This is a genomic window from Peribacillus simplex (assembly GCF_900156045.1).
GTDB lineage: Bacteria > Bacillota > Bacilli > Bacillales > DSM-1321 > Peribacillus > Peribacillus simplex_D.
The window spans coordinates 484300-508344 of the sequence record NZ_FTMX01000002.1 but is presented as its reverse complement, the minus strand read 5'-3'; the positions used below and the strand labels follow the sequence as shown (position 1 = coordinate 508344).

The window sequence follows — 24045 nt, the reverse complement described above, 5'->3', positions numbered from 1 at the left end:
CGCCAATCATATTAAGGTCCGTAAGGCATTATGTATTTACTTATTTTTTTATGTGGGATTTAATCGATGGTACAGATTTCTATCGGACAGTTTTCACAGTCGATTTCCTGTTTCAAATAGTCAAAGTCAAGAATCGTAATGCGTCCCTTTTTAATGGTGATGACATTGTTTTTCCTTAATTGAGCGAGCATTCGATTGACTACCTCGCGGGATGTGCCGCAAAAATTGGCGAGTTCTTGGTTTGTAAAGGGAAGATTGATAACTTTACCGTCTTCTGCTTCAGTGCCATAACTGTTTGATAAACGGATAAGGGTGGAGTAAAATGCACCTTTCTTGCCGTGCAGGAGCATATCGCGGAATTTAGCCTGATTTTTACGGTTTTGAGCCGATAACCATGTCATCATCTCGACTGCAAGATGGCTATCGGAGGCGATTTTCTCTTCTAATGCTTCTTTGGAAATTATCGCAACAGTTCCATCTTCCATCATCTTTGCATTCATCATATATTTAGGATTTGGAGAAAATAAGACTGTTTCCCCAACCAAATCATTCTCCGAACTAATGCGTATAGTTAATTCCCGACCGTCAGGAACAACCTTACTCACTTCTACTTTTCCTTTTAAAATGTAATACAAATCACTTGCTGGGGTGCTCTCCTGAAAAAGGTAGCGCCCTTTTTCCATATGCTTAACTTGCTGATTATTATCTAAAATTGAATGCATCCGATTAGATAACGATAATTCACTCATGCAAATGACCACCTTTCCAAATACAGTTAAAACTCAATCACTACCTTTGATTTAAACGGAAAAAACACTAGCAGTCAACAACTTTGGATAATTCTAGGAGTTTAGGTGGATAATTTTTCATTTGAAATATTAGTTTAGAATTTTATAAAAATACATTTGATTTTATTTTTATTCAGTCTTATAATAATAGAATCAAAGAATGACAGGGACCTGAAATTATAGGAGATGGTTTTATGAACGTATCAATAGTAGGTGCAACGGGTTATGGAGGAATGGAACTAATAAGATTTTTGAATAATCATCCGCAATTTAAAATAAAATCATTGCATACTTCTTCCCAATTTGGCCGAAGTTTATCTGAAGAAAATGCACATTTCATGCATATGAAAGACAAATTAGAAGAAATTGACCCGGAAGCGATTGCAAAAAAATCCGATATTGTATTTCTTGCAACTCCTTCTGGTGTTTCCTCGCAACTGATTTCGGAATTTTCTGACCTTGACATTAAAGTGATCGACCTATCAGGAGACCTCAGGCTTCAAACTCCAGGTGAATATGAACACTGGTATAAAAAACCAGCAGCGCCTCAGCACATTATTGAGGAAGCCGTATACGGATTGACTGAATGGAATGCCGAAGCAATAAAAAAAGCAACGATTATTGCAAATCCAGGGTGCTACCCAACCGCATCACTCTTAGGTCTTGCCCCTTTATTCACTGGAGGATTGGCTGGAGCAGCTGCTGATGTGATCATCGATGCAAAATCCGGGGTTTCAGGGGCGGGTAAATCACTTTCGGCAGTCACCCATTATAGTGAAATGAATGAGAACTTTAAGATATATAAGGTAAATCAACATCAACACATACCGGAAATCGAACAACAGCTTGGGAGATGGTCATCAGGTTTAGAGCCTATTACCTTCAATACCCATCTTGTTCCAATGACACGAGGGATTATGGCAACGATGTATATAAAGGTGAATCGGGAAACCTCAAATGTCGAATTAAAGGATTTATACGAAACCGTATACGAAAACCACCCATTTGTCCGGGTACAGCCCCTTGATCGCTTTCCATCTACAAAACAAGTATATGGATCGAACTTTTGCGACATAGGCGTTGATTATGATGAAAGAACAGGTAAGGTAACGGTGGTTTCAGTTATTGATAATTTAGTGAAGGGTGCTGCAGGGCAGGCCATTCAAAATGCAAATATATTAATGGGACTAGAAGAAACGGCAGGACTATGGAACAGTCCGCTATATCCGTAAACTTTGGAGGAAAAAAATGAAAACATTACAGCCAGTTGAAGAAATCAAACAAATTCAAGAAGGAAACATTTTAATGCCCCAAGGGTTCAAAGCGTCAGGTGTACATGCAGGATTACGTTATTCCAAAAAGGACGTTGGCATCATTTTTACCGATGTCCCAGCATCAGCCGCGGCGGTTTATACACAAAATGTTGTTCAAGCCGCTCCAATCAATGTAACGAAAGACAGTATAGCCGTAAATGGAAAACTTCACGGCATTGTAGTGAATAGTGCGTGTGCGAATGCTTGTACAGGTGAACAGGGTTTAAAAGATGCAAATGAAATGAGGAAGCTTGCAGCTCAAAAGTTCGGTTTGGAGGACCATTCATTTGCAGTGGCTTCAACGGGAGTCATTGGGGAATTCATGGAAATGGAAAAAGTAAAAAAAGGCATAGAGTCATTGCAACCAGAAAATACAACTGAAGCTGCTGAAGCTTTTGGTACAGCCATTTTAACAACGGATATTGTAACGAAGAGCTGTGGTTATGAAACGATTATTGACGGAAAAACCGTGAAAATGGGCGGTGCTGCGAAAGGTTCGGGAATGATTCATCCAAACATGGCCACAATGCTTGGTTTCATTACGACGGATGCTGTAATTGAACCGGATGATTTACAGCAAGCACTTTCCTCCATTACAAATGATACATTCAATCAAATCACGGTTGATGGTGACTGTTCAACGAACGACATGGTGTTAGTGCTCGCGAATGGAGAAGCGAACAATGAACCTTTGACACCTGAGCATCCTGAATGGTCCATTTTCCTGGAATTATTAAAACAAACTTCCGAAAATCTCGCCAAACAAATTGCGAAAGACGGAGAAGGTGCCACAAAACTGATAGAAGTGAATGTTCATGGCATGCCTGCGAAGCAAGATTCACAGATGATGGCGAAGACGATCGTTGGGTCAAATCTAGTGAAAACGGCAGCTTTTGGAGCGGATGCAAACTGGGGACGAATCATTGCTGCAATGGGAAGAAGCGGAGTGGAATTCAATCCGGATCAAACAACAATCGTTTTTGGAGATATCGTCGTACTTAATGATGGTGAGCCGGTAATGTTTTCTGAGGAAGAAGCCAAAGCATACTTGGAAAATGAAAGTATCATCATTAATGTTTATTTGAAAGATGGTAATGAATCAGGAACGGCATGGGGCTGCGATTTAACCTATGATTATGTGAAAATAAACGGGAGCTATCGTTCGTAAGAGGTGAAAAGTATGGATATATTAGTCGTAAAGTGTGGCGGCAGCATCATTAATGAGTTATCGGAGTCGTTTTTCAGTAGTGTTAAAGAGTTACAAAACCGTGGGTACCATATTGTCTTTGTGCATGGAGGCGGACCTGATATAAATTCAATGCTTGAAAAATTTGAAATTGAACCAGTATTTGAAGATGGTTTAAGAAAAACGACTACAGAAGTGCTGGAAATTGTGGAACTTATGCTGGCAGGCAAATCGAACCGCAGCCTCGTTCATAAATTGGAATCACATGGCATCAAGGCAATCGGTTTAAATGGCTCTGACGGTGGAATTCTTACAGGTGATTATATCGATGAACAGAAACTTGGAGCTGTTGGTGAGATACAACAAGTCAATACGGAATTATTCGGACTTTTATTCGAAAAAGGTTATTGTCCGGTATTGACGCCCATTTCAACTACCGAAGAAGGCACTAAATTAAATGTGAATGCCGATATGGCTGCAGGGTCTGTAGCGAAGGCATTATCGGCTGCTATGTGTTTATTTGTGACCGATGTTAAAGGGGTCTTGAAAAATGGGCAGATCATTGAGAGATTGAATGAAACGGAAACGAAGAACTTAATAAATGATGGAAGCATCCATGGGGGAATGATCCCGAAAGTCACTACAGCGCTGTCGGTGCTGAATAAAGGGATTGAAGAAGTGATGATCGTTAGTGGGAAAGATCATTTTTATCAAGACGGACAATTCATCGGTACGAAATTTCTTCAGGAAGAAGGGGTATTTCAATGAGTAATTTATTTCCAACATATGCAAGGTGGAACATTGAGCCAAAAACAGCGTCAGGATTGAAGATTACGAGTACAGCAGGTAAAGAGTATCTTGATTTCACATCCGGAATCGGGGTTTTGAATCTTGGACATTGTCATGAGTTGGTAAAATCGGCCATCACGGAACAGCTTAATAAATATTGGCATGTATCGAACATGTTTCAAAGTTCCCTACAGGAACAGACGGCAAAAATGCTGGCTGATGCCTCTGGTTTAAATCAGGTGTTCTTTGCCAACAGCGGTGCCGAGGCGAATGAGGCAGCTATCAAACTAGCCCGTAAAGCTACCGGGAAAAGCAAAATTGTCACATGTCAGCAGTCTTTCCACGGCCGTACGTTTGCAACGATGGCTGCAACGGGGCAAGAAAAAATCAAGACTGGTTTCGGACCGATGCTAGCTTCGTTCGAATATGTTCCTTTTAATGATAATGATGCAATGACAGCGGCCATCGATGAAAATACGGCAGCTGTAATGATTGAAATTGTTCAAGGAGAAGGCGGTATCCATGTTGTACAGCAATCATATCTGGATACGATTCAAACTAAATGCCAAGAACAAGGAGCTCTCCTTATCATAGATGAAATTCAGACTGGAATAGGGCGTACAGGGAAACCATTTGCATTCCAACATTTCAATATCCAACCGGACATCATCACTTCAGCAAAGGGGCTGGGAAATGGCTTGCCAATCGGGGCGATGATTGGGAAGGAAGCGCTGTCTGAGTTCTTTAACCCTGGGAGTCATGGATCCACTTTTGGAGGTAATCCCGTTAGTGTCTCAGCGGCCGAAGCCGTGTTAAAGGAAATTTTCCAATCAGGGTTTTTACAAGAAACCGTTAAAAAGGCTGAATACCTTGAGAGCGAATTGGCAAAAGCATTGAAGGACATGGAAGAAGTGAAAGAGATCCGCGGTCTGGGAATGATGGTCGGAATTGAATGTAAACAAGATGTCCAGGTGTTTTTAATGGAACTGCAAGAAGAGGGCTTACTTGTATTGAGTGCCGGTCCTAAAGTGCTTCGTTTACTCCCATCCCTGACGGTCACCGAATCGGAGATCGATATGGCGATAAACAAAATTAAAAAAGTATTGGCAATAAAACAAACTATCTAAATTTATTGAATTTTTATGGAACAAAATGAATAATTATGCTATCGTATATATAAATATACATCATCTAAAGAGGTGAAGATCATGAAAAGCTATCTATATTTAGAGAATGGTTCCGTCTTTGAAGGGGAACTGCTGACTAAATCGACTGAAAAAACAATCACTGGAGAGATTGTCTTTTTCACAGGAATGACCGGATATCAAGAAGTGTTGACAGATCCTTCATATAAGGACCAGATTGTCATCTTCACATACCCGCTGATCGGAAATTATGGAATCAATGAACATGATTTTGAAAGTAAGAAGCCGCATGTTGCAGGTGTGATTGTATATGAAGGAAATATGAGCCATTCCCATTATCAAGCTAAATATTCACTTGGTGAATATTTAGACAAGTGGAACATTCCTCTTTTAAGCCATGTTGACACAAGAGCGGTCGTTAAGAATATAAGACAGGAAGGTTCCATGCAGGCAGTCATCACAGCGGAAGAAAAATACAATGTCGTACCCGGCCTGAATGGTTTATCAGCCCACGTTGCTGAGGTATCCACAAAGGTTATCGAGTGTTTTGGGGAAGGCGACAAGCACGTGGTGATGATGGATTTCGGCTATAAAAAATCCATATTGGATTCATTGGTCGAACAAGGCTGCCGAGTCTCTGTCGTACCATTCGATACTGAATTCGAACAAATCAGGGACTTGAAGCCAGATGGAATTTTGCTTTCAAATGGGCCTGGGGATCCAAAACAGCTTGAATACCTTTTAGGAAACATTAAAAAGATCATTACGAATTTTCCAACGATGGGCATTTGCCTCGGTCATCAATTAACGGCCCTTGCCTTAGGCGGAAATACCAAAAAAATGCTGTTTGGGCATCGCGGTGCGAATCAGCCCGTGGTCGATTTGAAAACGAAAAGGGTGTATATGAGTTCGCAGAACCATAGTTATGAGGTTGATGAACCGAGCTTACAAGGAACATCGCTGCAAGTGAGATTCAGAAACGTGAATGATAACACGGTTGAGGGGCTCATGCATGAAGACTTGCCAATCTTCACTACGCAGTACCACCCAGAGGCAAATCCAGGACCTATCGAGAGTTCATTACTATTCAACGACTTTTTACAAATGATAAATGATTATAGCGGGAGAGAAAAAGCTTATGCCTAAGGACGACACGATACAGACCATTTTAGTGATTGGTTCGGGGCCGATTGTCATCGGGCAGGCCGCCGAATTCGATTATGCAGGTACACAGGCCTGCCTTGCTTTAAAGGAAGAAGGATATAAAGTCATACTGGTCAACAACAATCCTGCAACGATCATGACTGATGATATGAATGCGGATGCTGTCTATTTCGAACCTCTAACAGTTGATGTACTTGAAAAAATCATTTCCAAAGAAAAGCCGGATGGCCTGCTCGCTACATTAGGCGGTCAAACAGGATTGAATCTTGCTTATCAATTGGATGATGCGGGGGTACTTGAAAAATATAAAGTCAAATTATTGGGAACTCCGATCGACTCCATCAAAAAAGGGGAGGATCGTGAACTGTTCCGTGAATTGATGTTTGAAATAGGTGAACCTGTTCCCGACAGTACAATTGTCCATACACTTGAAGAAGCGTTGGCATTTGCCGACAAAATCGGTTTCCCCATCATCGTTCGTCCCGCTTATACACTCGGCGGAACTGGCGGTGGGATTGCTGATTCACTTGACACCTTTAAGGAACTTGTACGGGGCGGACTGCAAGAAAGCCCGATAACACAATGCTTGATTGAAAGAAGCATAGCTGGTTATAAGGAAGTAGAATATGAAGTTATGCGAGATGGCAACAATACGTGCATCACCATCTGTAATATGGAAAATATCGATCCGGTTGGGATTCATACAGGTGATTCGATCGTCGTGGCACCATCACAGACTTTATCGGACGATGAGTTTCAGATGCTGCGTGCCGCTTCCATTAAAATCATTTCCGCTTTAGGTATCATTGGCGGCTGTAACATTCAATTTGCACTTGATCCGAACAGCAAGCAATATTATTTAATAGAAGTAAACCCGCGCGTCAGCCGTTCATCGGCACTAGCTTCCAAAGCAACAGGTTATCCCATAGCCCGCATAGCTGCAAAGCTCGCTGTCGGCTACAATTTATCGGAGCTCATCAATCCAGTAACGAAAAGCACATATTCAAGCTTCGAGCCTGCTCTTGACTATGTAGCTGTAAAGTTCCCGCGGTGGCCATTCGATAAATTCACGACCGCCAACCGCAAATTGGGAACACAGATGAAGGCGACTGGTGAAGTGATGGCTTTACACCGCAGCTTTGAGGGGGGAGTCCAAAAGGCCGTCGATTCTTTGGAATTGAAAACGATTGGGCTGCAGCTCTCATCTCTGAAAAATAAAACAGTTCCTGAACTTTGGGGAAAGCTTGCCGAAAAATCTGATGAACGCATCTTTGTCATTTTTGAAATGCTTAGAAAAGGTGTGACGATTGAAGAAATCCATGAAGCAACAGCCATAGATTATTTCTTCCTTAAATCCTTTGCTTCATTGATCCAAAACGAATTGGAAATTGAAGCTAAGGAAATCGATCAGGTAACAAGGGAAGATCTTCAATCTTACAAGGAAAAGGGGTTTTCAGATCGCTATCTTGCTTCCGTATGGAAAGTAAATGAAATGGAAGTGAGAGCACACAGGAAATCACTGGGCGTAACTGCTGCCTACAAAACGGTCGATACATGTGCAGCCGAGTTCGAATCACATACGAACTATCACTATTCAACATATTTTGGTGAGAACGAACAGAAAAAAACGGCCAAAAAGAAAGTGTTGATGATTGGCAGCGGTCCGATCCGCATCGGACAGGGAATAGAATTTGATTACTGTTCGGTTCACGGTGTTTATGCACTCCAGGATGAAAATGTCGAAACGATCATGATCAATAATAACCCAGAAACGGTAAGCACGGATTTTGCGACGGCAGACCGCCTATATTTCGAACCTTTAACTCTTGAATATGTTCTGAATGTAATAGAAGCGGAAGATATTGATGATGTTATCGTCCAATTCGGTGGGCAGACTGCGATAAACCTGGCAAAAGGCCTGGAAGAATACGGTGTCAATTTGTTGGGTACTTCATTCGATACACTTGATCAATTAGAAGACCGTGATCGTTTTTATCAGCTCCTTCAAAAACTGGATATCCCCCATGTACCGGGTTCAATGGCTAATGGTGAAGAACAATTAATTGCCAGTGCAGAGGCAATCGGTTTTCCAGTGCTCTTACGCCCATCCTATGTAATTGGCGGCCAGGGAATGGAAATCATCCGCTCCAAGGAAAGCTTATTGAATAGAATCGCAAATGGGGCGGCACTAGTGTATCCCGTATTGATCGATTCCTATATTCCAGGGAAGGAAGCCGAAATCGATTTGATTGCGGATGGAAACGATGTATACATTCCCATCATTGCAGAACATATAGAGAAAGCAGGCGTCCATTCCGGGGATAGCATGGCATTATTGCCAGCTCAATCCTTAACGGATGATATCAAAGATAAAATGACCCTTTATGCTAAAAAACTAGTTAGGGAACTTGGTTATAAAGGACTCATGAACATCCAATTCGTGATTGAGGGAAATAGTGTATATGTATTGGAAGTGAATCCTCGTGCCAGCCGGACAATTCCCATCATCAGTAAAGTGACCGATGTATCCTTGGTGCAAATAGCGACAAAAATATTGCTCGGGAAATATTCATTGTCGAATGTTTTCGAAAAAACTGGCTTAATGGAAGAAATTCCATATGCAGTCGTCAAATATCCGGTATTCTCTACATTTGCACTAAGCGGACTTGATTCGAAGGTAGGCCCGGAAATGAAATCAACTGGTGAAGGAATCGCCATCGGAGAAACGGTAAATGAAGCGTTGTCAAAAGTATTCCATGCTCAAAAAGCTAAACATACTTCAGGTGTTTATCAATCAGGATCAGTCCAATTAAGTGAAGATTTGTTAATGCAAATCAAAGAAGCGGGTTTGACATTGGGGAATTCGGATTTTGATAAATGGTTAAATGAAGGAAATGCGGCAGTCGTTTTGGCATATGGAACAACGGAAGAAGATAAGAAGCTAAGGTTACTTGCAGCGAAATACCGACTGCTTGCATTTACGGAAGAAGAGACTTTCAAAGCCTATTTACAATCTGTAGAAAATGTTGATCCAGGGGTTACCTCGCTTCAGGAATGGCTTGTACCATATTCGAAAGGAGTGTCACACGTATGAGTTCAATGACGGCACCGACACAAGCGAAGATTTTAAATGGAAAAGATTTTTTGACCATGAAAGAGGCTGCACCAACTGCAATTGCAGATTTGTTAAAGCTAGCGCAGACCATTAAAGGCAAATTGCAAGCTGGTGAAGAATATACGCCTTTAAAAGGGAAAACGCTGGGGATGATCTTTGAAAAATCGTCTACCCGTACCCGTGTTTCTTTTGAAGTAGGCATGATGCAGCTTGGCGGACATGCTTTGTTCCTAAGTGGCAATGACTTGCAAATTGGACGTGGTGAAACTATTTCCGATACTGCAAAAGTCCTTTCTGAATACATTGATGGCATCATGATTCGTACCTTCGAGCATGAAAAAATCCTGGAATTGTCAGAAAATGCTTCTATCCCAGTCATCAATGGGTTGACAGATCTTGCACATCCTTGTCAGGTGCTTGCTGACTTCTTGACGATCATCGAATTAAAAGGGCAGCTAAAAGGCTTGAAGATGAGTTATATCGGTGATGGCAATAATGTTGCCAATTCATTGATGGTAGGCTGTGCAAAAATGGGAATGGATTTTTCCATCGGGTGTCCTGAGGCCTATAAACCTGATGAAAAGGTCGTCGCCTATGCCCAAAAAGTGGCAGAAGAGACTGGCAGTGAAATTGTGGTGACAACCTCAGCTTCGGAAGCCATAAAAGATGCGGATATCGTCTATTCCGATGTATGGACCTCCATGGGGCAGGAAATTGAGAATAGTATCCGCTTAGAGGCTTTTAAAGATTATCAAATCAATGGTGAACTTGTGAAATTTGCCAAAGAAGATTATTTATTCATGCATTGCCTGCCTGCCCACAGGGAAGAAGAGGTAACGGCTGAAGTCATCGATGGACCTAATTCCGTCGTTTTCCACCAAGCCGGAAATCGTCTGCATGCCCAAAAGGCGGTTCTGGTGGATTTAATGTCATAACAAAAAACGTCTGCTCCCTGAGCAGGCGCTTTTTGATTCAAGCCGCTTTCATGCATGTTCTTAATTTTTCTGACATGAATGTAAGGATACTGGTAATAATAATGGGGAAAGCATGTAAAAGGGGTGAAATCTATGGGGCAAAATCGCCAATTTAAGCCAGGTCAGAAGGCACCTAATAATGGGACCTACGTAGAAATCGGTGAAACGGGCAGCACGGTAGTGAATCCGAAAATGGTAAAGCTTGATGCAGGGGATTCTTTTCCTGAAACGTCCAATCATAACCGGATTTGGACATATAAGCGGAAGCCATGAAACAACTAAAAGCAGGAAAAAGGAATGATCGCCATCCTTTTTCCTGCTTTTTTCTATTCAGCGGAATAACCGAATATTTTCGAGATTTCCAAACAGCTCTTTCTTAAATAGCCGCTTAAGGGATCTGCATAATGATCTGGAATGCTTTCGGTGAACCCAACGGCAGTGATCGCTCCCAACAATTCTGAATTATAATTAAAAACCGGAATGGACATGGAGGAAACAGAAGGTACAAGAGGCTCTTTGGCAAAAGCTATTTTGTATTTCCGAATTTCATGATATTCATCTGTGTCTTTAAGGAACGAGCCTGTAACATTACGATCTTTCTCAATCCACTCGGCTGTCAAGGAAGGATCCTGAAAAACAGTGAATACCTTACCGGACGAGGATGATGGCGGAAGCCGCGTACCTAACTGTGCCCCGATGTTTAAGTTTTGGTTGGAATTCCAAATTTTCGCCGTGATTGGTCCATCGTATGTCCAAACGGAAAAAAGGACTGTGCAAGAAGTATGGTGGCTGATTTCCTGTAAATAAGGAGTTATTCTGCTCGTGACATCCTCATTTCCTATCGCTGCCATGCCGTATTGAATCAGTTTGCTCCCAAGGTGATACATACCGGTTGTCTTATCGCGATATAGCAACTCAAGCTGAGTCAAAGTATTCAAATACTTATAGAGGTTACTTTTCGTTATTTCCGTTAATTCCTGAATATCAGAGAATCTTAAAGGAGTTCTTTGGGAAGCAAGTAAATCTATGATGCTCATCCCTATTTGTAATGATTGGATCGTCGAACCGGATTTTACGATTTCCATAAGTCAATCTCCCTAATCTGTTTTAATTTAGGTCTAGTATATCAGAATCTGTAAAATATAAATGAAATTTAGCAAAAACCGCCGGCTGCTTGAAGCAATCAATATACTTTCCTATTAAATAAATGAATTTAGCGGATTTTAAAATTGATTCCGAAGTACTCATAATGGTGTAGATGATAACATTTGCACAAAAATTTGCAATACTTTCTTGACAATATTCCGAAAATTAAGTTATTATTTATATAAATAGTGAACAACGTTAACTATAAGTAAAATCGATAAGGTGTATTGCCTTTCAAATTCTGGTTGGTGAAATGAATCCAGCAGAACTAGGATGGTGGCAATTAAAAATTGATTTTAAAAAATCGAGATTAATAAAGGAGAATGAAAATATGAAATTAGTAACTTTCAGCAGTCAAGGATTTAAACGTATTGGTGCAATTTATCCGAATGATGGAATCGTTGACTTGAACTATGCCTATCAAGCGCTTCTTGAAAGCGAAGGGAAACTTCGCAGTGAACAAATCGCTGAAGCTTATGTCCCTGCAACAATGGAGGCGTTTTTACAGGGAGGGAATGAAAGCCTTTCCATCGCGAAAAAGGCTGCGGACTACGCTATTAACAATCGTGATTCCTTCAGACATAAATTGGTGCATGAAATTGAAAATATCAAGCTTGAGGCACCTGTCCAAAAGCCAGGCAAAATTATTTGTGTAGGACATAACTACCGTGAGCACATTGCTGAAATGGGTCGTGAACTGCCGCCATTCCCTGTGGTATTCGCAAAGTTCGCCAATACAGTAATCGGTCCCCAGGATGATATACCGTTTTTCCCAATCTCTGAACAACTAGATTATGAAGCGGAATTCGCTTTTGTAGTCGGACAAAGGGCACGTAATGTATCCAAAGAAGATGCTCTTGATTATGTGGCAGGTTATACAATTGCGAATGATGTAACGTACCGTGATATCCAACGGCGTACACTTGAGTGGCTTCAAGGGAAAACGGTTGAAGGAAGTGCTCCGATGGGGCCTTGGTTAGTCACTTCCGATGAACTATCCGATCCATCTGGCTTAAATGTCCGATTATCGGTAAATGGTGAAGAACGCCAAAAAACGAATACATCCAACTTCGTATTCGATGTGAAGTATTTAGTTGAATTTTTATCGAATTTAATGACTCTTGAACCAGGTGACATCGTACTCACAGGAACACCTGGCGGGGTAGGAGTAGCCCGTGACCCACAAGTGTTCTTAAAAGATGGTGACGTTGTCAAAATCGAAATCGACAAAATAGGTTATCTTGAAAACCGTGTGCGACGTGTCGGGGAGGGAAAATAAAATGGCTTATCAGGAAATCGGGACATCAATCCAATCGGTTCAACAATCAATCGACCACATTCTTGAGACGGTGGCAAACCTATCGGAAGAAACGATCAGATTTAAGCCGTCAGATGATGAATGGTCGATCATGCAGATACTTTCCCATTTAGCTGAGGCCATTCCTTACTGGTTAGGTGAAGTGGAAACTGTAATAGCGATGCCTGGGGCCAAATGGGGGCGTGGATTGCAAGATCCAGCCCGATTGGCAGCAGTTACCGATACTGACAAAATCGCTGTTGATGATGTCATGAAGCAAGTGGAGGAGCTTAAATATAAAGTGGAGAGCAGTCTCGGGAATCTTGATGAAGAAACACTATCCAAAGAATCGCCACACCGGAATTTCGCTAAATTCGGAAACAAACCAGTTTCTTATATTGTCGATCACTTCATCGATGAGCATGTTTCAGGACACTATGATCAAATTAAGCGAAATCTTTCTAAAATCCAGTGAGGAAAGATAAAAAAGAAAGTAGGGATTAATATGGCTGAAAAATCGGAATACATGAACAGTACAATCGTAAAAGATTTTACAAAGGATATTCAGCAGTATAACCTTGGGCCACTGTGGGAAGCCATTCCCGCTTTGATGGACCATGAACCTAAACCTCATGCACATGCTTATTTATGGAAAGAAGAGCTTTTGACAAAAAAATTGATGGAAGCAGCTGAAATCTTCACACCTGACCGAGGTGGGGAGCGCAGGGCCATTTATTTTCAAAACCCTGGCCTTACTTATCGCCAGCCTTGGGGATGGGCTTCGACGACACAAACGCTTTATGCAGCAGTTCAGCTATTGTTGCCAGGTGAAGTGGCCCCTTCCCACCGTCACTCCCAAAGTGCACTTCGTTTCATTACGAATGGTGAAGGTGCCTACTCCATCGTACAGGGAGAAAGGATATTCATGGAAGAAGGAGATTTCTTGATCACGCCTAAAAACCTATGGCATGGTCATGGACATGTTGGCGAAAAACCGATGATTTGGATGGATGCCCTTGATATCCCGACCATCTATTCCATAGGTGGCACTTTCTTTGAACCATATCCAGATCGGATTGAAACGCCTAAACGTCCGGATAATTTTTCAGAGCTCCGTTATCAAGGCGGAATGGTTCGCCCAGTATCCGACCGTTATTCACAAGTGGCTCCGCTTGCCAATTACAAGTGGAAAGGCACAAAAGCAGCTATAGAAGGATTAATGAATTTCGAACCGGACCCATATGAAGGGTTCGCCGTGGAATATATCAATCCATCAAATGGCCAAACTGCCAATCCGACGATGGGGGCATGGATGCAGAAACTTCCTAAAGGTTTCCATACGAAAGCGCATCGCCATACCCATTCCACAATTTATCAAGTGCATCAAGGATCAGGCTATACGGTTATTAATGGAGTGCGTTTTGATTGGTCCAAGGGAGATTATTTCGTCGTTCCGAATTGGGCATGGCATGAGCACGTTGCAGAAGCGGATTCTTACTTATTCTCGGTAAACGACCTACCAATAATGGAGAGATTCGAGTTGGAACAGCAACAGTCATTAGACACAAACAATGGTTACCAAAAGATTGAAAGTGAATTCAAGCCTGTTTTGGTTTAAAAGTAATCTGTTAGAACTTTCAGCTTGATCCTGATGAATATATGGAATGCCAGCCGAATGAAAACGCTTACTGTGGCATTGGTCCGCATCTTTGGCTAAAAGCAACTAACTTTAGGGGGAATTGATGATGAGCACAGAAAAAAAACCATTCATAGTTATCGGTGGGGGAATTGGCGGTTTGGCAACTGCTTTAGGAATCGCAGAAACTAAACAGTATGTAAAGGTCCTAGAACAAGCTCCCGAATTTGGAGAAATTGGTGCAGGGATTCAGCTTGCAGCAAATGCCACCAATGTATTGCAGCGTTTAGGCGTCATGGATAAAATCAATGAAATTGCCGTATTTCCAAAAAGGTTGGTGCTGATGGATGCCTTTTCCGGCAAAGAGCTTTCCGCCTTGGATTTAGGTGATGTTTATAAAGAAAGATATGGAGCGCCGTATGTTGTCTTGCATCGTTCCGATTTGCATAAAGTACTGGCTGAAGCCTGTGAAAATAACCCGTATATTGAACTGGTTACGAACCAAACCATTATTGAAACAGTAGAAAATGAAGGTGAAGTTACGGTTACTGCTGCCAACGGGTCTAAACATTCAGGAACTGCTGTCATTGGAGCCGATGGATTATGGTCCAAGGCACGGAAACTTTTTGTGGAAGATCAACCGATCTGCTCTCAATATGTTGCATACAGGGGAGCGATTCCGATGGAAGAGGTTACGAGCCATGGAGATTTAGATGATGTATATATGTGGATTGGGCCAAACCTTCATCTTGTTCAATACCCGGTTAGAAGGGGGGAACTTTACAACCAAGTAGTGGTGTTCAAAAGTTCTCAATACACGGAAGAAAACGAAAAAACTGATCAATGGGGAACCCCGGAAGAAATGGACAGTGTATTTGCCGGAACATGTGAGCTTGTTCAGAATGCGATTTCATTCATTCAAAGGCAACGCCGCTGGCCGATGTATGACCGGTTACCAATTGATAATTGGACTAAAGGAAGGGTTACGCTTACGGGCGATGCGGCACATCCAATGCTTCAATACTTGGCACAAGGGGCTTGCCAGGCTTTAGAAGATGCAGCTTATTTGTCGGATATGCTTCATAAGCATGGAAATGACATTGAACAGGCATTTTTGGAATATCAAGAGGAACGCATTCCGCGTACAGCTAATGTTCAAACGAGTGCAAGAATGTGGGGGGAAATCATCCACAATACGACCGATGCAGGCATTCTGCTCAGGGATACGATCCTTGCAGGTCGCACGGATAAAGATTTCCAATTCGTCGATGAATTTCATGGTTATAATAAAACGGCCGTAAAAGCATAAGCCGTTTTGTTTCATCCAAATCAGGGATTTTATGCATTTTACAAATGGGTCTGCCTTTCTTCTTTTTGAAGAAAGGTTTTTTTCGTTTATCCTCCATACCTCCTGCATTTTTTATAACTTTCCTTTACATGGGGAAAATTAGAAGTATAATAAAAATATAAAGGTCAAAATTGGTCAAACCGAGTGGTAATTCGTTCATGATGTAGATGAATGGGAGGTTATAAGATGGATATTAATAAAATGACGGAGAGAGCCCAACAGGCGTTCATTGGCGGCCAGGAACTAGCCAAAGATAGAGGGAATCCCGAGTTGACGGAGCTGCATTTATTAAAGGTCTTAATGGAACAGGATGAAAGTTTATTAATCAGGATTTTATCGGAATCTGGTAAACCGATGAATCTATTTGATATAGAGCTAAATAAGGAACTGAATCGATTACCGGAAGTGAGCGGGAGTGTTTCCCAGGTTTACATGTCAACCTCCCTACAGCAAATTTTGTCGGCTGCCGAAAAGGAAATGCAAATGTGGGAGGATGAATATTTATCTGTCGAACATATACTGCTTGCGTCGTTGCAGGTCAATAAAACAGTTGTAAATAGGCTTTTTTCAACATATGGAATTGATTATGATAAAGCAAAACGGGTTATAAACGATATAAGGGGGAATCAGCGAGTGACTAGTCAAAATCCTGAAAGCACTTATGAAGTACTGAAAAAATACGGCAGAGATCTCGTTGCTGAGGTTAAGTCGGGGAAGGTCGATCCAGTAATCGGCCGAGATACGGAAATCCGTAACGTCATCCGAATCCTTTCACGTAAAACGAAAAATAATCCTGTATTAATTGGAGAACCTGGAGTAGGTAAAACAGCGATTGTCGAGGGGTTGGCACAAAGGATCGTCAGGAAGGATGTGCCGGAAGGTTTAAAGGATAAGACCGTATTTTCGCTAGATATGAGCGCACTTGTCGCAGGGGCCAAATTCCGCGGTGAATTTGAGGAACGCCTAAAAGCGGTGTTGAGTGAGATCAAGAAGAGTGACGGTAAAATTCTTTTATTCATTGATGAATTACACACAATAGTCGGTGCAGGAAGAACGGATGGCGCTCTTGATGCCGGAAATATGTTAAAGCCGATGCTTGCGCGCGGTGAGCTGCATTGTATCGGTGCAACGACCCTTGATGAATATCGGCAATATATTGAAAAGGATCCGGCTCTTGAACGCCGTTTCCAACAGGTTCTGGTTCCCGAACCGGATGTGGAAGATACAATTTCAATTCTGCGGGGATTAAAGGAACGGTTTGAAATTCACCATGGCGTCAGGATACATGATCGGGCGATCGTTGCGGCCTCCGTCCTTTCGAACCGATATATAACGGAGCGATTTTTACCGGATAAAGCGATAGATCTTGTGGATGAAGCATGTGCGATGATCCGAATGGAAATCGACTCAATGCCATCCGAGCTGGATGAAATCACGAGAAAAGTCATGCAACTTGAAATTGAAGAAGCGGCCTTGAAAAATGAGGAGGACCCACAAAGCAAGGCAAGGCTGGAAGTGCTTCAAAAAGAACTATCAGAACTTCAGGATCAAGCGAATAGCATGAAATCCAAGTGGCAAATGGAGAAATCAGCACTTCAAAAGGTGCAGGACAAACGTGAAGAGCTTGAGAAACTGCGTCATGAACTGGAACAGGCAGAGAATGACTATGACCTTAACCGGGCAGCCGAACTTCGGCATGGAAGGATTCCGCAGCTTCAAAAAGAATTGGAAACAATGGAAGACGAATTGGAAAAGGAAAAACAGGAATCACGATTGCTTCGCCAGGAAGTGACGGAGGAGGAAATTGCCTCGATTGTTGCAAGGTGGACCGGAATACCGATAAGCAAGCTGGTGGAAAGTGAAAGGGAGAAACTGCTTCGACTATCTGATATCCTGCATGAACGCGTAATAGGTCAAGGAGAAGCGGTGGAACTCGTATCCGATGCCGTTTTAAGAGCAAGGGCGGGAATTAAAGATCCAAATAGACCAATCGGTTCATTCATTTTTCTTGGGCCGACTGGTGTTGGTAAAACCGAATTGGTAAAAGCTTTGGCAGAAACGTTATTCGATAGCGAGGAACATATGATTCGAATCGATATGTCGGAATATATGGAGAAACATTCAGTGTCCCGCCTTGTTGGTGCACCTCCTGGATATGTTGGATTTGAGGAAGGAGGCCAACTTACGGAGGCTGTTAGGAGAAACCCATACTCAGTCATATTATTAGACGAAATTGAAAAGGCACATCCGGAAGTCTTCAATATTTTGCTGCAAATGCTAGATGATGGGAGGATAACGGACTCCCAAGGCAGAACAATCAACTGTAAAAATACGGTGATCATCATGACCTCCAATATCGGTTCCCATTTCTTATTGCAGTCGAACCGGGAGGATGGTGGCATTGAAGAAGAAATAAAAGATCAGGTCTTTAAGGAATTAAGAGGCCATTTCCGTCCCGAATTTTTAAATCGCGTTGATGACATTGTTTTATTCAAACCTCTGACGAAACAAGAAATCGTTGAAATCGTGGATAAAATGGTTCATCAATTACAGGTAAGGTTAACTGAACAAAATATAGTTTTGAACGTCACAGAAGCGGCTAAGGAATTCATTGCGGACCAGGGATATGACCCGGTATATGGAGCAAGACCGCTGAAGCGATTCATCCAAAAGCATCTGGAAACGAAAATCGCCCGTAAAATCATAGCTGGGACTGTTGAGCTTAAAGAAGAAATAACGATCGATCATATTCATGATGAATTGGTCCTCATATAAAAACGTTGAAATGTAGTTTACACGTAAGCAAAGTACGGTATAACAAAAAGGACATCCTAAAAAGGATGTCCTCTTTTGCTTCTTAATGTTGATGAGAGTCTTTAGCTGGCCCGGCAGGCAAGATAGCAGGGATGATACAAATCAGGATAGCAGCAGCTAATCCTAAAATAGTTCCCTGCGCAGCATCGTATGAAACTCCGATCATGGAAGAAACAACATATACAGTCATATGCACTAATAAGAATGTCCAAAAAATTGCCCAAGCATAACGCATCGAATTTCACCTCATTCCACTACATTCATTTTTATCTTACCATAATTAATATACAGTTAAAACGTGTTTTTAATAATAACCTTTAAATAATCTAATACATTAAATCATAAGAGAACTTTTTCTGGCAGACAAGTTGGTTCCAAACTTCAAATGGGAATTCAAAGGGGAAAATAAAAACAAAAATCGTCCATGCTTGGTTAATTTAGGATAAGAAGTTAGGCGTTTCCACTGACCCTTTCTATATTTCTTCATAAATTAATATAGTAGTAGTAATATTCCTTAAAGGAGTTTGAACGATGGAACAGCGAACTTTTCAAATTGATGACCAATGGAATATCATCTATTATCCAGAGCGGCCCAGTGGTTTTTCCGTAATGGTAATTGGAGACCGTAGTCATTTTGTCGAAAAAGACAGCAGCTTTTGGCTGCAGCATCCTGGCAGGCTGCAGATATTGGAATATTTAAAGGAATACGGATACACGCTATTTTCATCCAATTTTCACGGAGCCAACTGGGGCAGTCCTAAAGCACTGGATCTTTCCCTTAACCTATATATTCTTTTCATAAAAAAAGAAATAGTCAATCAAAGGGTTCATATATTGGCAGAGGGGACAGGCGCACTACTTGCCCTAAAGCTAATGAATGAACTTGGAAATAAAATTCGGTCTGTCGTATTGATTGATCCGGTTTTTTCATTGAAAGCACAACTGGAGAAGGAAAAGGAAAACAAGTTCTTCTATAAAAAGTGGCTGTCAGAGGTTGCTGCTGCATATGAGCTCGATCCGGCAGAATGTGAACAGCATATCCTGGGCACTGAGGATTCAGTTATCGCAGAGAATATCCCCATGAAAGTGATTCAGGTTTTTGGAAGCTTACGGAAAGAGCAAGCCTCCCTTTATCGGCAAATCCAGCTGGCTAGAAAAACAGATTTGCAACTGACGTATATATTGCCCGAAAAACGTTATAAAATCCCCTATCAAATACAAAAGTTTTTCAATGAGAATGAAGAGATTTTATGAGAAGTGATATATTTTTACAATAGTTTGCATACGATACAGCATCTAAAAAAACCAGACGTGCCGGGTGAAGTGGGCTTGATGGCATACGAGGAGGCTGTATTTATGCAAACGAACATTGTCATTGGCACTTATCGATTTGTAGGATTCTATGTGACCCAATATTTGTTGAACCAAGGTAAAGAAGTAATCGGAATCGATTGGGCCGATTCAGAAGCAAGTCAATATATTATGGAAGAAAAGGAACTTGAAATAGGCAGGAATTCAAATTATATATACTTTCCGATAAATAAACTTAAATTATTGGATATTTCACAGCAGGACACGGTGTTCATATCTCTTTACGATATTCAAAGCGGAAAATTGGACAAAATCGATTTTCTGATAGGCGAAATCGTTTCCTTCATTGAGAAATTCAAAAATGGCAAGGATGAAACACCAAATTTCGTTCTTTTCATGCCCATTGAAAAAGATGTCAGTATATTTCAGTCCATATTAAGCTCGATTCGTGAAATAGATTCTGCGAAAATCATATTTTTACCGACGATTTATGGACCTTGGCAATCGGAAGGTATGAGCTTTGAAGCTGGCATCAACCAGCTTGGACAGTCTGATATCCATGCCGCAATTACTGCCGAATATACCGGAGATGCTCTCTATATCACAGATTTTGTTAACGCTATGGAAGCAGTGCTTACCTCCTCTTCCGATAGGGACATCCAATTGTGCAGCAGTATAGAAGACCATTGGAATAAATGTGCCAAGTTAATATTTGGTGAAAGTATGGATTCATTCACTTCCCAAACAACAACTAAAATCAATAAAGGAACAATATTTGAAGTGCAATGTAAAATGGAACCAGAAGAAGGCATTGCTTTACAAAGAAAACATAATAAACGATTAAACTTACTTAAAAAGTGGAGAAAGCGAGACTAACTTGGGTGAGTAACCAAATATGAAGGCGAAGCGCATGATCGGGAAAATATGAAATTGACAGCTTTCGATATTAGGAAAGGGCAAAACTGGATATTTGCCTCTAATCTATATGTCTTGTACTATAAAATGGTCAAGGATAGGAATTAACATCAAAAGCTATTCATGATTTTATATGTGCGCCCTTTACGAAAGGGTCTTGTGGAATTATGATAATAATGATGAATATTCATTAGATAGGGGGAAACGCGAATGAGTTCAGATAAAACTCTTGAATTTATGGGAATAGCCATGAAGTACTTCCCAGAGGCTAAAGCGAAGCTTGAAGCAAGCGGGATTCCATTCACAATGGAGATGGCAGAGCCGTTCATGGAGCTTTTTAAAAGCGTAATGCAAGAAGCTTATGAGCTTGGTAAACAAGATGCTCAGCGTTAATTAAAGGCAGGCTGTCCGGTTAAAGGGCAGCCTTGATTTTTTTATTCTTTTTTCAAGAACTTGGCGATCAATGGGTCCAGGTTGATTTTATCAATGGTCGGTTTGTATTGACTGTATAAGCCCATCAAAGTTTCAACGCTCGCCATCAATTGGATGTAATCTACCTTCGCTTCCTCTTGCTCCGGTTCAGTTTTCCTGCCAAACATCAAATTCGAAAAATGATCATCCGGGTTTCTCTCCCTGTTGCGATTGAAGATGTCCACAATGAATTCCTCCTATTCTCCTTTTATTAATAATGTATGTCCCCAATTTCCCCTGGCATGGGCGCTTGTCCGATTTCTGAAAGAGATTTCTTTAGCTTTCAAACTGTTAACTCTTGCAAGGAAGTCTTTTTTTATATAAAATTAGTACCAGGTAATAATAGATGATTATAATAACTCATTAAAATATAAGGGGATGGCAAGATGAATGCTGGGATATTAGGGCTTGGCCGCTACTTACCCGACAAAATAGTTACAAATGCGGATTTAGAAAAAATTATGGACACTTCCGACGAGTGGATCCGGACTAGGACGGGTATTGAGGAAAGAAGAATTGCAAATGATGATATTGATACATCAGATATGGCTTATGAAGCCGCAAAAGCTGCATTGAAAAATGCGGAAATTTCTGCTGAAGAGATAGATTTAATTCTTGTAGCTACTGTTACACCTGATCAGTCGTTTCCTTCTGTCGCTTGCATGATTCAAGAGAAATTGGGAGCGATGAAGGCAGCTGCAATGGATGTAAGTGCTGCATGTGCCGGTTTTATGTATGCAATGATCACGGCACAGCAATTTATTAAAACAGGTGCATATAAGCATGTGTTGATTGTCGGTGTTGAAAAACTTTCGAAAGTAACCAATTGGGAAGACCGTAACACTGCTGTACTTTTTGGTGACGGAGCGGGTGCAGTTGTACTTGGACCTGTATCTGAAGGCAAAGGAGTCCTTTCCTTTGAATTAGGCGCAGATGGAACCGGTGGGAAGCACTTATTACAGGAAGGAGATTTCATTCATATGAATGGACGTGAAGTATTTAAATTTGCTGTCCGTCAGATGGGTGAATCCAGCCTGGGTGTATTGGACAAAGCTGGTTTGACGAAAGAAGATGTGGATCTGCTTGTCCCGCATCAAGCAAACATACGAATTATGGAAGCCTCAAGGGAACGCTTGGATCTCCCGCTTGAAAAAATGACAAAAACGATTCATAAATATGGAAATACTTCTTCAGCGTCCATTCCAATGGCTCTTGTGGAAGAAATGGAAGCAGGAAGAATCAAGGACAATGACTTGATTGTCATGGTCGGTTTTGGTGGTGGCCTTACATGGGGAGCGATCGCTCTTAGGTGGGGTAAATAAAAGAAGAAGTAAAACGTAACAGCTTTAAAAATAGGAAGGAGCCATTTTTAAATGACTAATCGCCGTGTAGTTGTAACAGGTATTGGAGCAATCTCTCCAGTTGGTAATGATGCAGAAACTGGATGGAAGAATATAATCGAGGGGAAATCTGGGATAGGGCCTTTAACTCGTTTGAATGCTGAAGAATATCCCGTTAAAGTGGCTGCTGAAATCAAGGATTTTGATATAGAAACATATATAAATCGTAAAGAAGCACGTAAAATGGACCGATTTACCCATTATGCAATTGCAGCTTCCGTTATGGCTTATAATGATAGCAAGCTGGAAATAACCGATGAAAATGCTGCACGTGTCGGGGTCTGGATCGGTTCGGGTATCGGCGGGCTGGAGACACTTGAGACACAGCATGAAAACTTTTTAAACAGAGGGTATAAACGGGTGAGCCCATTTTTCGTACCAATGATGATTCCGGACATGGCAGCTGGCCAGGTTTCTATCTTACTTGGTGCAAAAGGAATCAATTCATGTACGGTAACAGCCTGTGCAACAGGAACTAATTCAATTGGTGATGCGTTTAAAGCCATTCAACGGGGCGATGCCGATGTGATGATCACAGGCGGGGCCGAAGCGCCAATCACAAAAATGTCGGTTGCAGGCTTCTGTGCAAATACGGCTTTATCGACCAACCCTGATCCACAAACGGCTAGCCGTCCTTTTGATCTTAATCGTGATGGTTTCGTTATTGGAGAAGGAGCTGGAATCATCGTTCTGGAAGATCTTGAACATGCATTGAATAGGGGAGCCAAGATTTATGCTGAAATCGCTGGTTATGGCTCAACTGGAGATGCCTTCCATATTACCGCTCCGGCACCAGGTGGAGAAGGCGGGGCAAGAGCGATGAAAATTGCAATTGAGGATGCAGGTTTGAATCCGGAAGACATCCAATATGTGAATGCCCACGGAACGAGTACGCCTTACAATGATAAATACGAAACGATGGCAGTCAAAGAAGTCTTTGGCGACCATGCTAATAAACTTGCAATAAGTTCCACTAAATCGATGACAGGCCATATGTTAGGGGCAGCAGGCGGTGTGGAAGCGATATTCACGATTCAGGCAATTAGGGACAGCATTTTGCCTCCAACCATCAATATTGAAACACCAGACCCTGAGTGTGATTTGGACTATGTTCCGAATCAAGCAAGGAAGGGCGAAATCAATGCAGCCATCAGCAATTCACTTGGATTCGGTGGACATAACGCAACCATTCTTTTCAAGAAATATCAATAAGTTATAAAAAGGAAGGGCAGA

At 41.6% G+C, this 24045-nt stretch carries 22 protein-coding genes; 18 read left to right on the top strand and 4 right to left on the bottom strand.

Annotation, left to right across the window (positions count from 1 at the left end; translation table 11 throughout):
• Positions 1–59: 59 nt before the first annotated feature.
• Complete coding sequence (locus BW986_RS09030) at positions 60–749, bottom strand: Crp/Fnr family transcriptional regulator (protein WP_076367167.1); 690 nt, start codon at positions 747–749, stop codon at positions 60–62.
• A gap of 233 nt (positions 750–982) precedes the next feature.
• Here BW986_RS09030 and argC point away from each other — a divergent pair, with 233 nt between their 5' ends.
• The 8 genes from argC to BW986_RS08990 all read left to right on the top strand — a co-directional run bounded on the left by argC (position 983) and on the right by BW986_RS08990 (position 10747).
• Positions 983–2020 carry an N-acetyl-gamma-glutamyl-phosphate reductase gene (argC, locus tag BW986_RS09025; RefSeq protein WP_076367165.1) on the top strand — a complete coding sequence of 346 codons (1038 nt, stop codon included), beginning with the start codon at positions 983–985 and terminating at the stop codon, positions 2018–2020.
• A gap of 16 nt (positions 2021–2036) precedes the next feature.
• Entirely contained in the window at positions 2037–3269 is a 1233-nt protein-coding gene (gene argJ / locus BW986_RS09020) for a bifunctional ornithine acetyltransferase/N-acetylglutamate synthase (protein WP_076367163.1), read from the top strand.
• A gap of 12 nt (positions 3270–3281) precedes the next feature.
• Positions 3282–4055 (top strand): acetylglutamate kinase, encoded by a 774-nt coding sequence (argB, locus tag BW986_RS09015; protein WP_076367161.1) that lies wholly within the window; start codon positions 3282–3284, stop codon positions 4053–4055.
• Positions 4052–5203, top strand: coding sequence for an acetylornithine transaminase (locus BW986_RS09010; RefSeq protein ID WP_076367159.1), 1152 nt, complete (start codon positions 4052–4054; stop codon positions 5201–5203). The genes argB and BW986_RS09010 overlap by 4 nt, the downstream gene beginning before the upstream one ends.
• 81 nt (positions 5204–5284) lie before the next feature.
• Complete coding sequence (locus tag BW986_RS09005; protein ID WP_076367157.1) at positions 5285–6367, top strand: carbamoyl phosphate synthase small subunit; 1083 nt, start codon at positions 5285–5287, stop codon at positions 6365–6367.
• Positions 6360–9479, top strand: a complete 3120-nt coding sequence (locus BW986_RS09000) for a carbamoyl-phosphate synthase (glutamine-hydrolyzing) large subunit (protein WP_076367155.1) — start codon at positions 6360–6362, stop codon at positions 9477–9479. The genes BW986_RS09005 and BW986_RS09000 overlap by 8 nt, the downstream gene beginning before the upstream one ends.
• Entirely contained in the window at positions 9476–10435 is a 960-nt protein-coding gene (gene argF, locus BW986_RS08995) for an ornithine carbamoyltransferase (protein WP_076367153.1), read from the top strand. Before BW986_RS09000 ends, argF begins: the two co-directional genes overlap by 4 nt.
• A 132-nt stretch (positions 10436–10567) precedes the next feature.
• On the top strand, positions 10568–10747 hold the full coding sequence (locus BW986_RS08990; protein ID WP_034314546.1) for a YjzC family protein: 180 nt from the start codon (positions 10568–10570) through the stop codon (positions 10745–10747).
• A 53-nt stretch (positions 10748–10800) separates the two neighbouring features.
• Here the strand turns inward: BW986_RS08990 and BW986_RS08985 are convergent, their stop codons facing one another.
• Entirely contained in the window at positions 10801–11559 is a 759-nt protein-coding gene (locus tag BW986_RS08985; protein WP_076367151.1) for an IclR family transcriptional regulator, read from the bottom strand.
• A gap of 392 nt (positions 11560–11951) precedes the next feature.
• On the opposite strand from BW986_RS08985, the gene BW986_RS08980 reads away from it, so the two are divergent.
• From BW986_RS08980 to clpB, 5 genes are all read left to right on the top strand, one after another.
• The gene (locus BW986_RS08980) at positions 11952–12899 is read left to right on the top strand and encodes a fumarylacetoacetate hydrolase family protein (RefSeq protein WP_076367149.1); all 948 of its coding nucleotides are present in this window, start codon (positions 11952–11954) and stop codon (positions 12897–12899) included.
• A 1-nt stretch (position 12900) separates the two neighbouring features.
• The gene (locus BW986_RS08975) at positions 12901–13392 is read left to right on the top strand and encodes a DinB family protein (RefSeq protein ID WP_076367148.1); all 492 of its coding nucleotides are present in this window, start codon (positions 12901–12903) and stop codon (positions 13390–13392) included.
• A 30-nt stretch (positions 13393–13422) separates the two neighbouring features.
• Positions 13423–14535 (top strand): cupin domain-containing protein, encoded by a 1113-nt coding sequence (locus BW986_RS08970; RefSeq protein WP_076367146.1) that lies wholly within the window; start codon positions 13423–13425, stop codon positions 14533–14535.
• A 124-nt stretch (positions 14536–14659) separates the two neighbouring features.
• The gene (locus tag BW986_RS08965) at positions 14660–15862 is read left to right on the top strand and encodes an FAD-dependent monooxygenase (protein ID WP_311316536.1); all 1203 of its coding nucleotides are present in this window, start codon (positions 14660–14662) and stop codon (positions 15860–15862) included.
• Between the two features lie 225 nt (positions 15863–16087).
• Positions 16088–18676: an ATP-dependent chaperone ClpB gene (gene clpB / locus BW986_RS08960; protein WP_076367142.1), complete on the top strand. Its 2589-nt coding sequence runs from the start codon at positions 16088–16090 to the stop codon at positions 18674–18676.
• Positions 18677–18758: 82 nt separating this feature from the next.
• Here clpB and BW986_RS08955 read toward each other — a convergent pair whose 3' ends face one another.
• Complete coding sequence (locus BW986_RS08955; RefSeq protein ID WP_076367140.1) at positions 18759–18950, bottom strand: YjzD family protein; 192 nt, start codon at positions 18948–18950, stop codon at positions 18759–18761.
• A gap of 296 nt (positions 18951–19246) precedes the next feature.
• Between BW986_RS08955 and BW986_RS08950 the strand changes: the two genes are divergently transcribed.
• The 3 genes from BW986_RS08950 (at position 19247) to BW986_RS08940 (ending at position 21334) form a co-directional block, all read left to right on the top strand.
• Positions 19247–19969 (top strand): alpha/beta fold hydrolase, encoded by a 723-nt coding sequence (locus tag BW986_RS08950; protein WP_076367138.1) that lies wholly within the window; start codon positions 19247–19249, stop codon positions 19967–19969.
• A 102-nt stretch (positions 19970–20071) separates the two neighbouring features.
• Entirely contained in the window at positions 20072–20902 is an 831-nt protein-coding gene (locus BW986_RS08945; protein ID WP_076367136.1) for a Rossmann-fold NAD(P)-binding domain-containing protein, read from the top strand.
• A gap of 249 nt (positions 20903–21151) precedes the next feature.
• Positions 21152–21334, top strand: coding sequence for a ComZ family protein (locus BW986_RS08940; RefSeq protein WP_076367134.1), 183 nt, complete (start codon positions 21152–21154; stop codon positions 21332–21334).
• A gap of 41 nt (positions 21335–21375) precedes the next feature.
• On the opposite strand, the gene BW986_RS08935 is transcribed toward BW986_RS08940, so the two are convergent.
• On the bottom strand, positions 21376–21597 hold the full coding sequence (locus BW986_RS08935) for a hypothetical protein (RefSeq protein WP_076367132.1): 222 nt from the start codon (positions 21595–21597) through the stop codon (positions 21376–21378).
• A 201-nt stretch (positions 21598–21798) separates the two neighbouring features.
• Between BW986_RS08935 and BW986_RS08930 the strand changes: the two genes are divergently transcribed.
• Both BW986_RS08930 and fabF read left to right on the top strand, forming a co-directional pair.
• A complete protein-coding gene (locus BW986_RS08930; protein ID WP_076367130.1) occupies positions 21799–22734 on the top strand; it encodes a beta-ketoacyl-ACP synthase III in 936 nt (311 codons plus the stop codon).
• A gap of 51 nt (positions 22735–22785) precedes the next feature.
• On the top strand, positions 22786–24024 hold the full coding sequence (gene fabF / locus BW986_RS08925) for a beta-ketoacyl-ACP synthase II (protein ID WP_048686925.1): 1239 nt from the start codon (positions 22786–22788) through the stop codon (positions 24022–24024).
• Positions 24025–24045 lie beyond the last annotated feature (21 nt).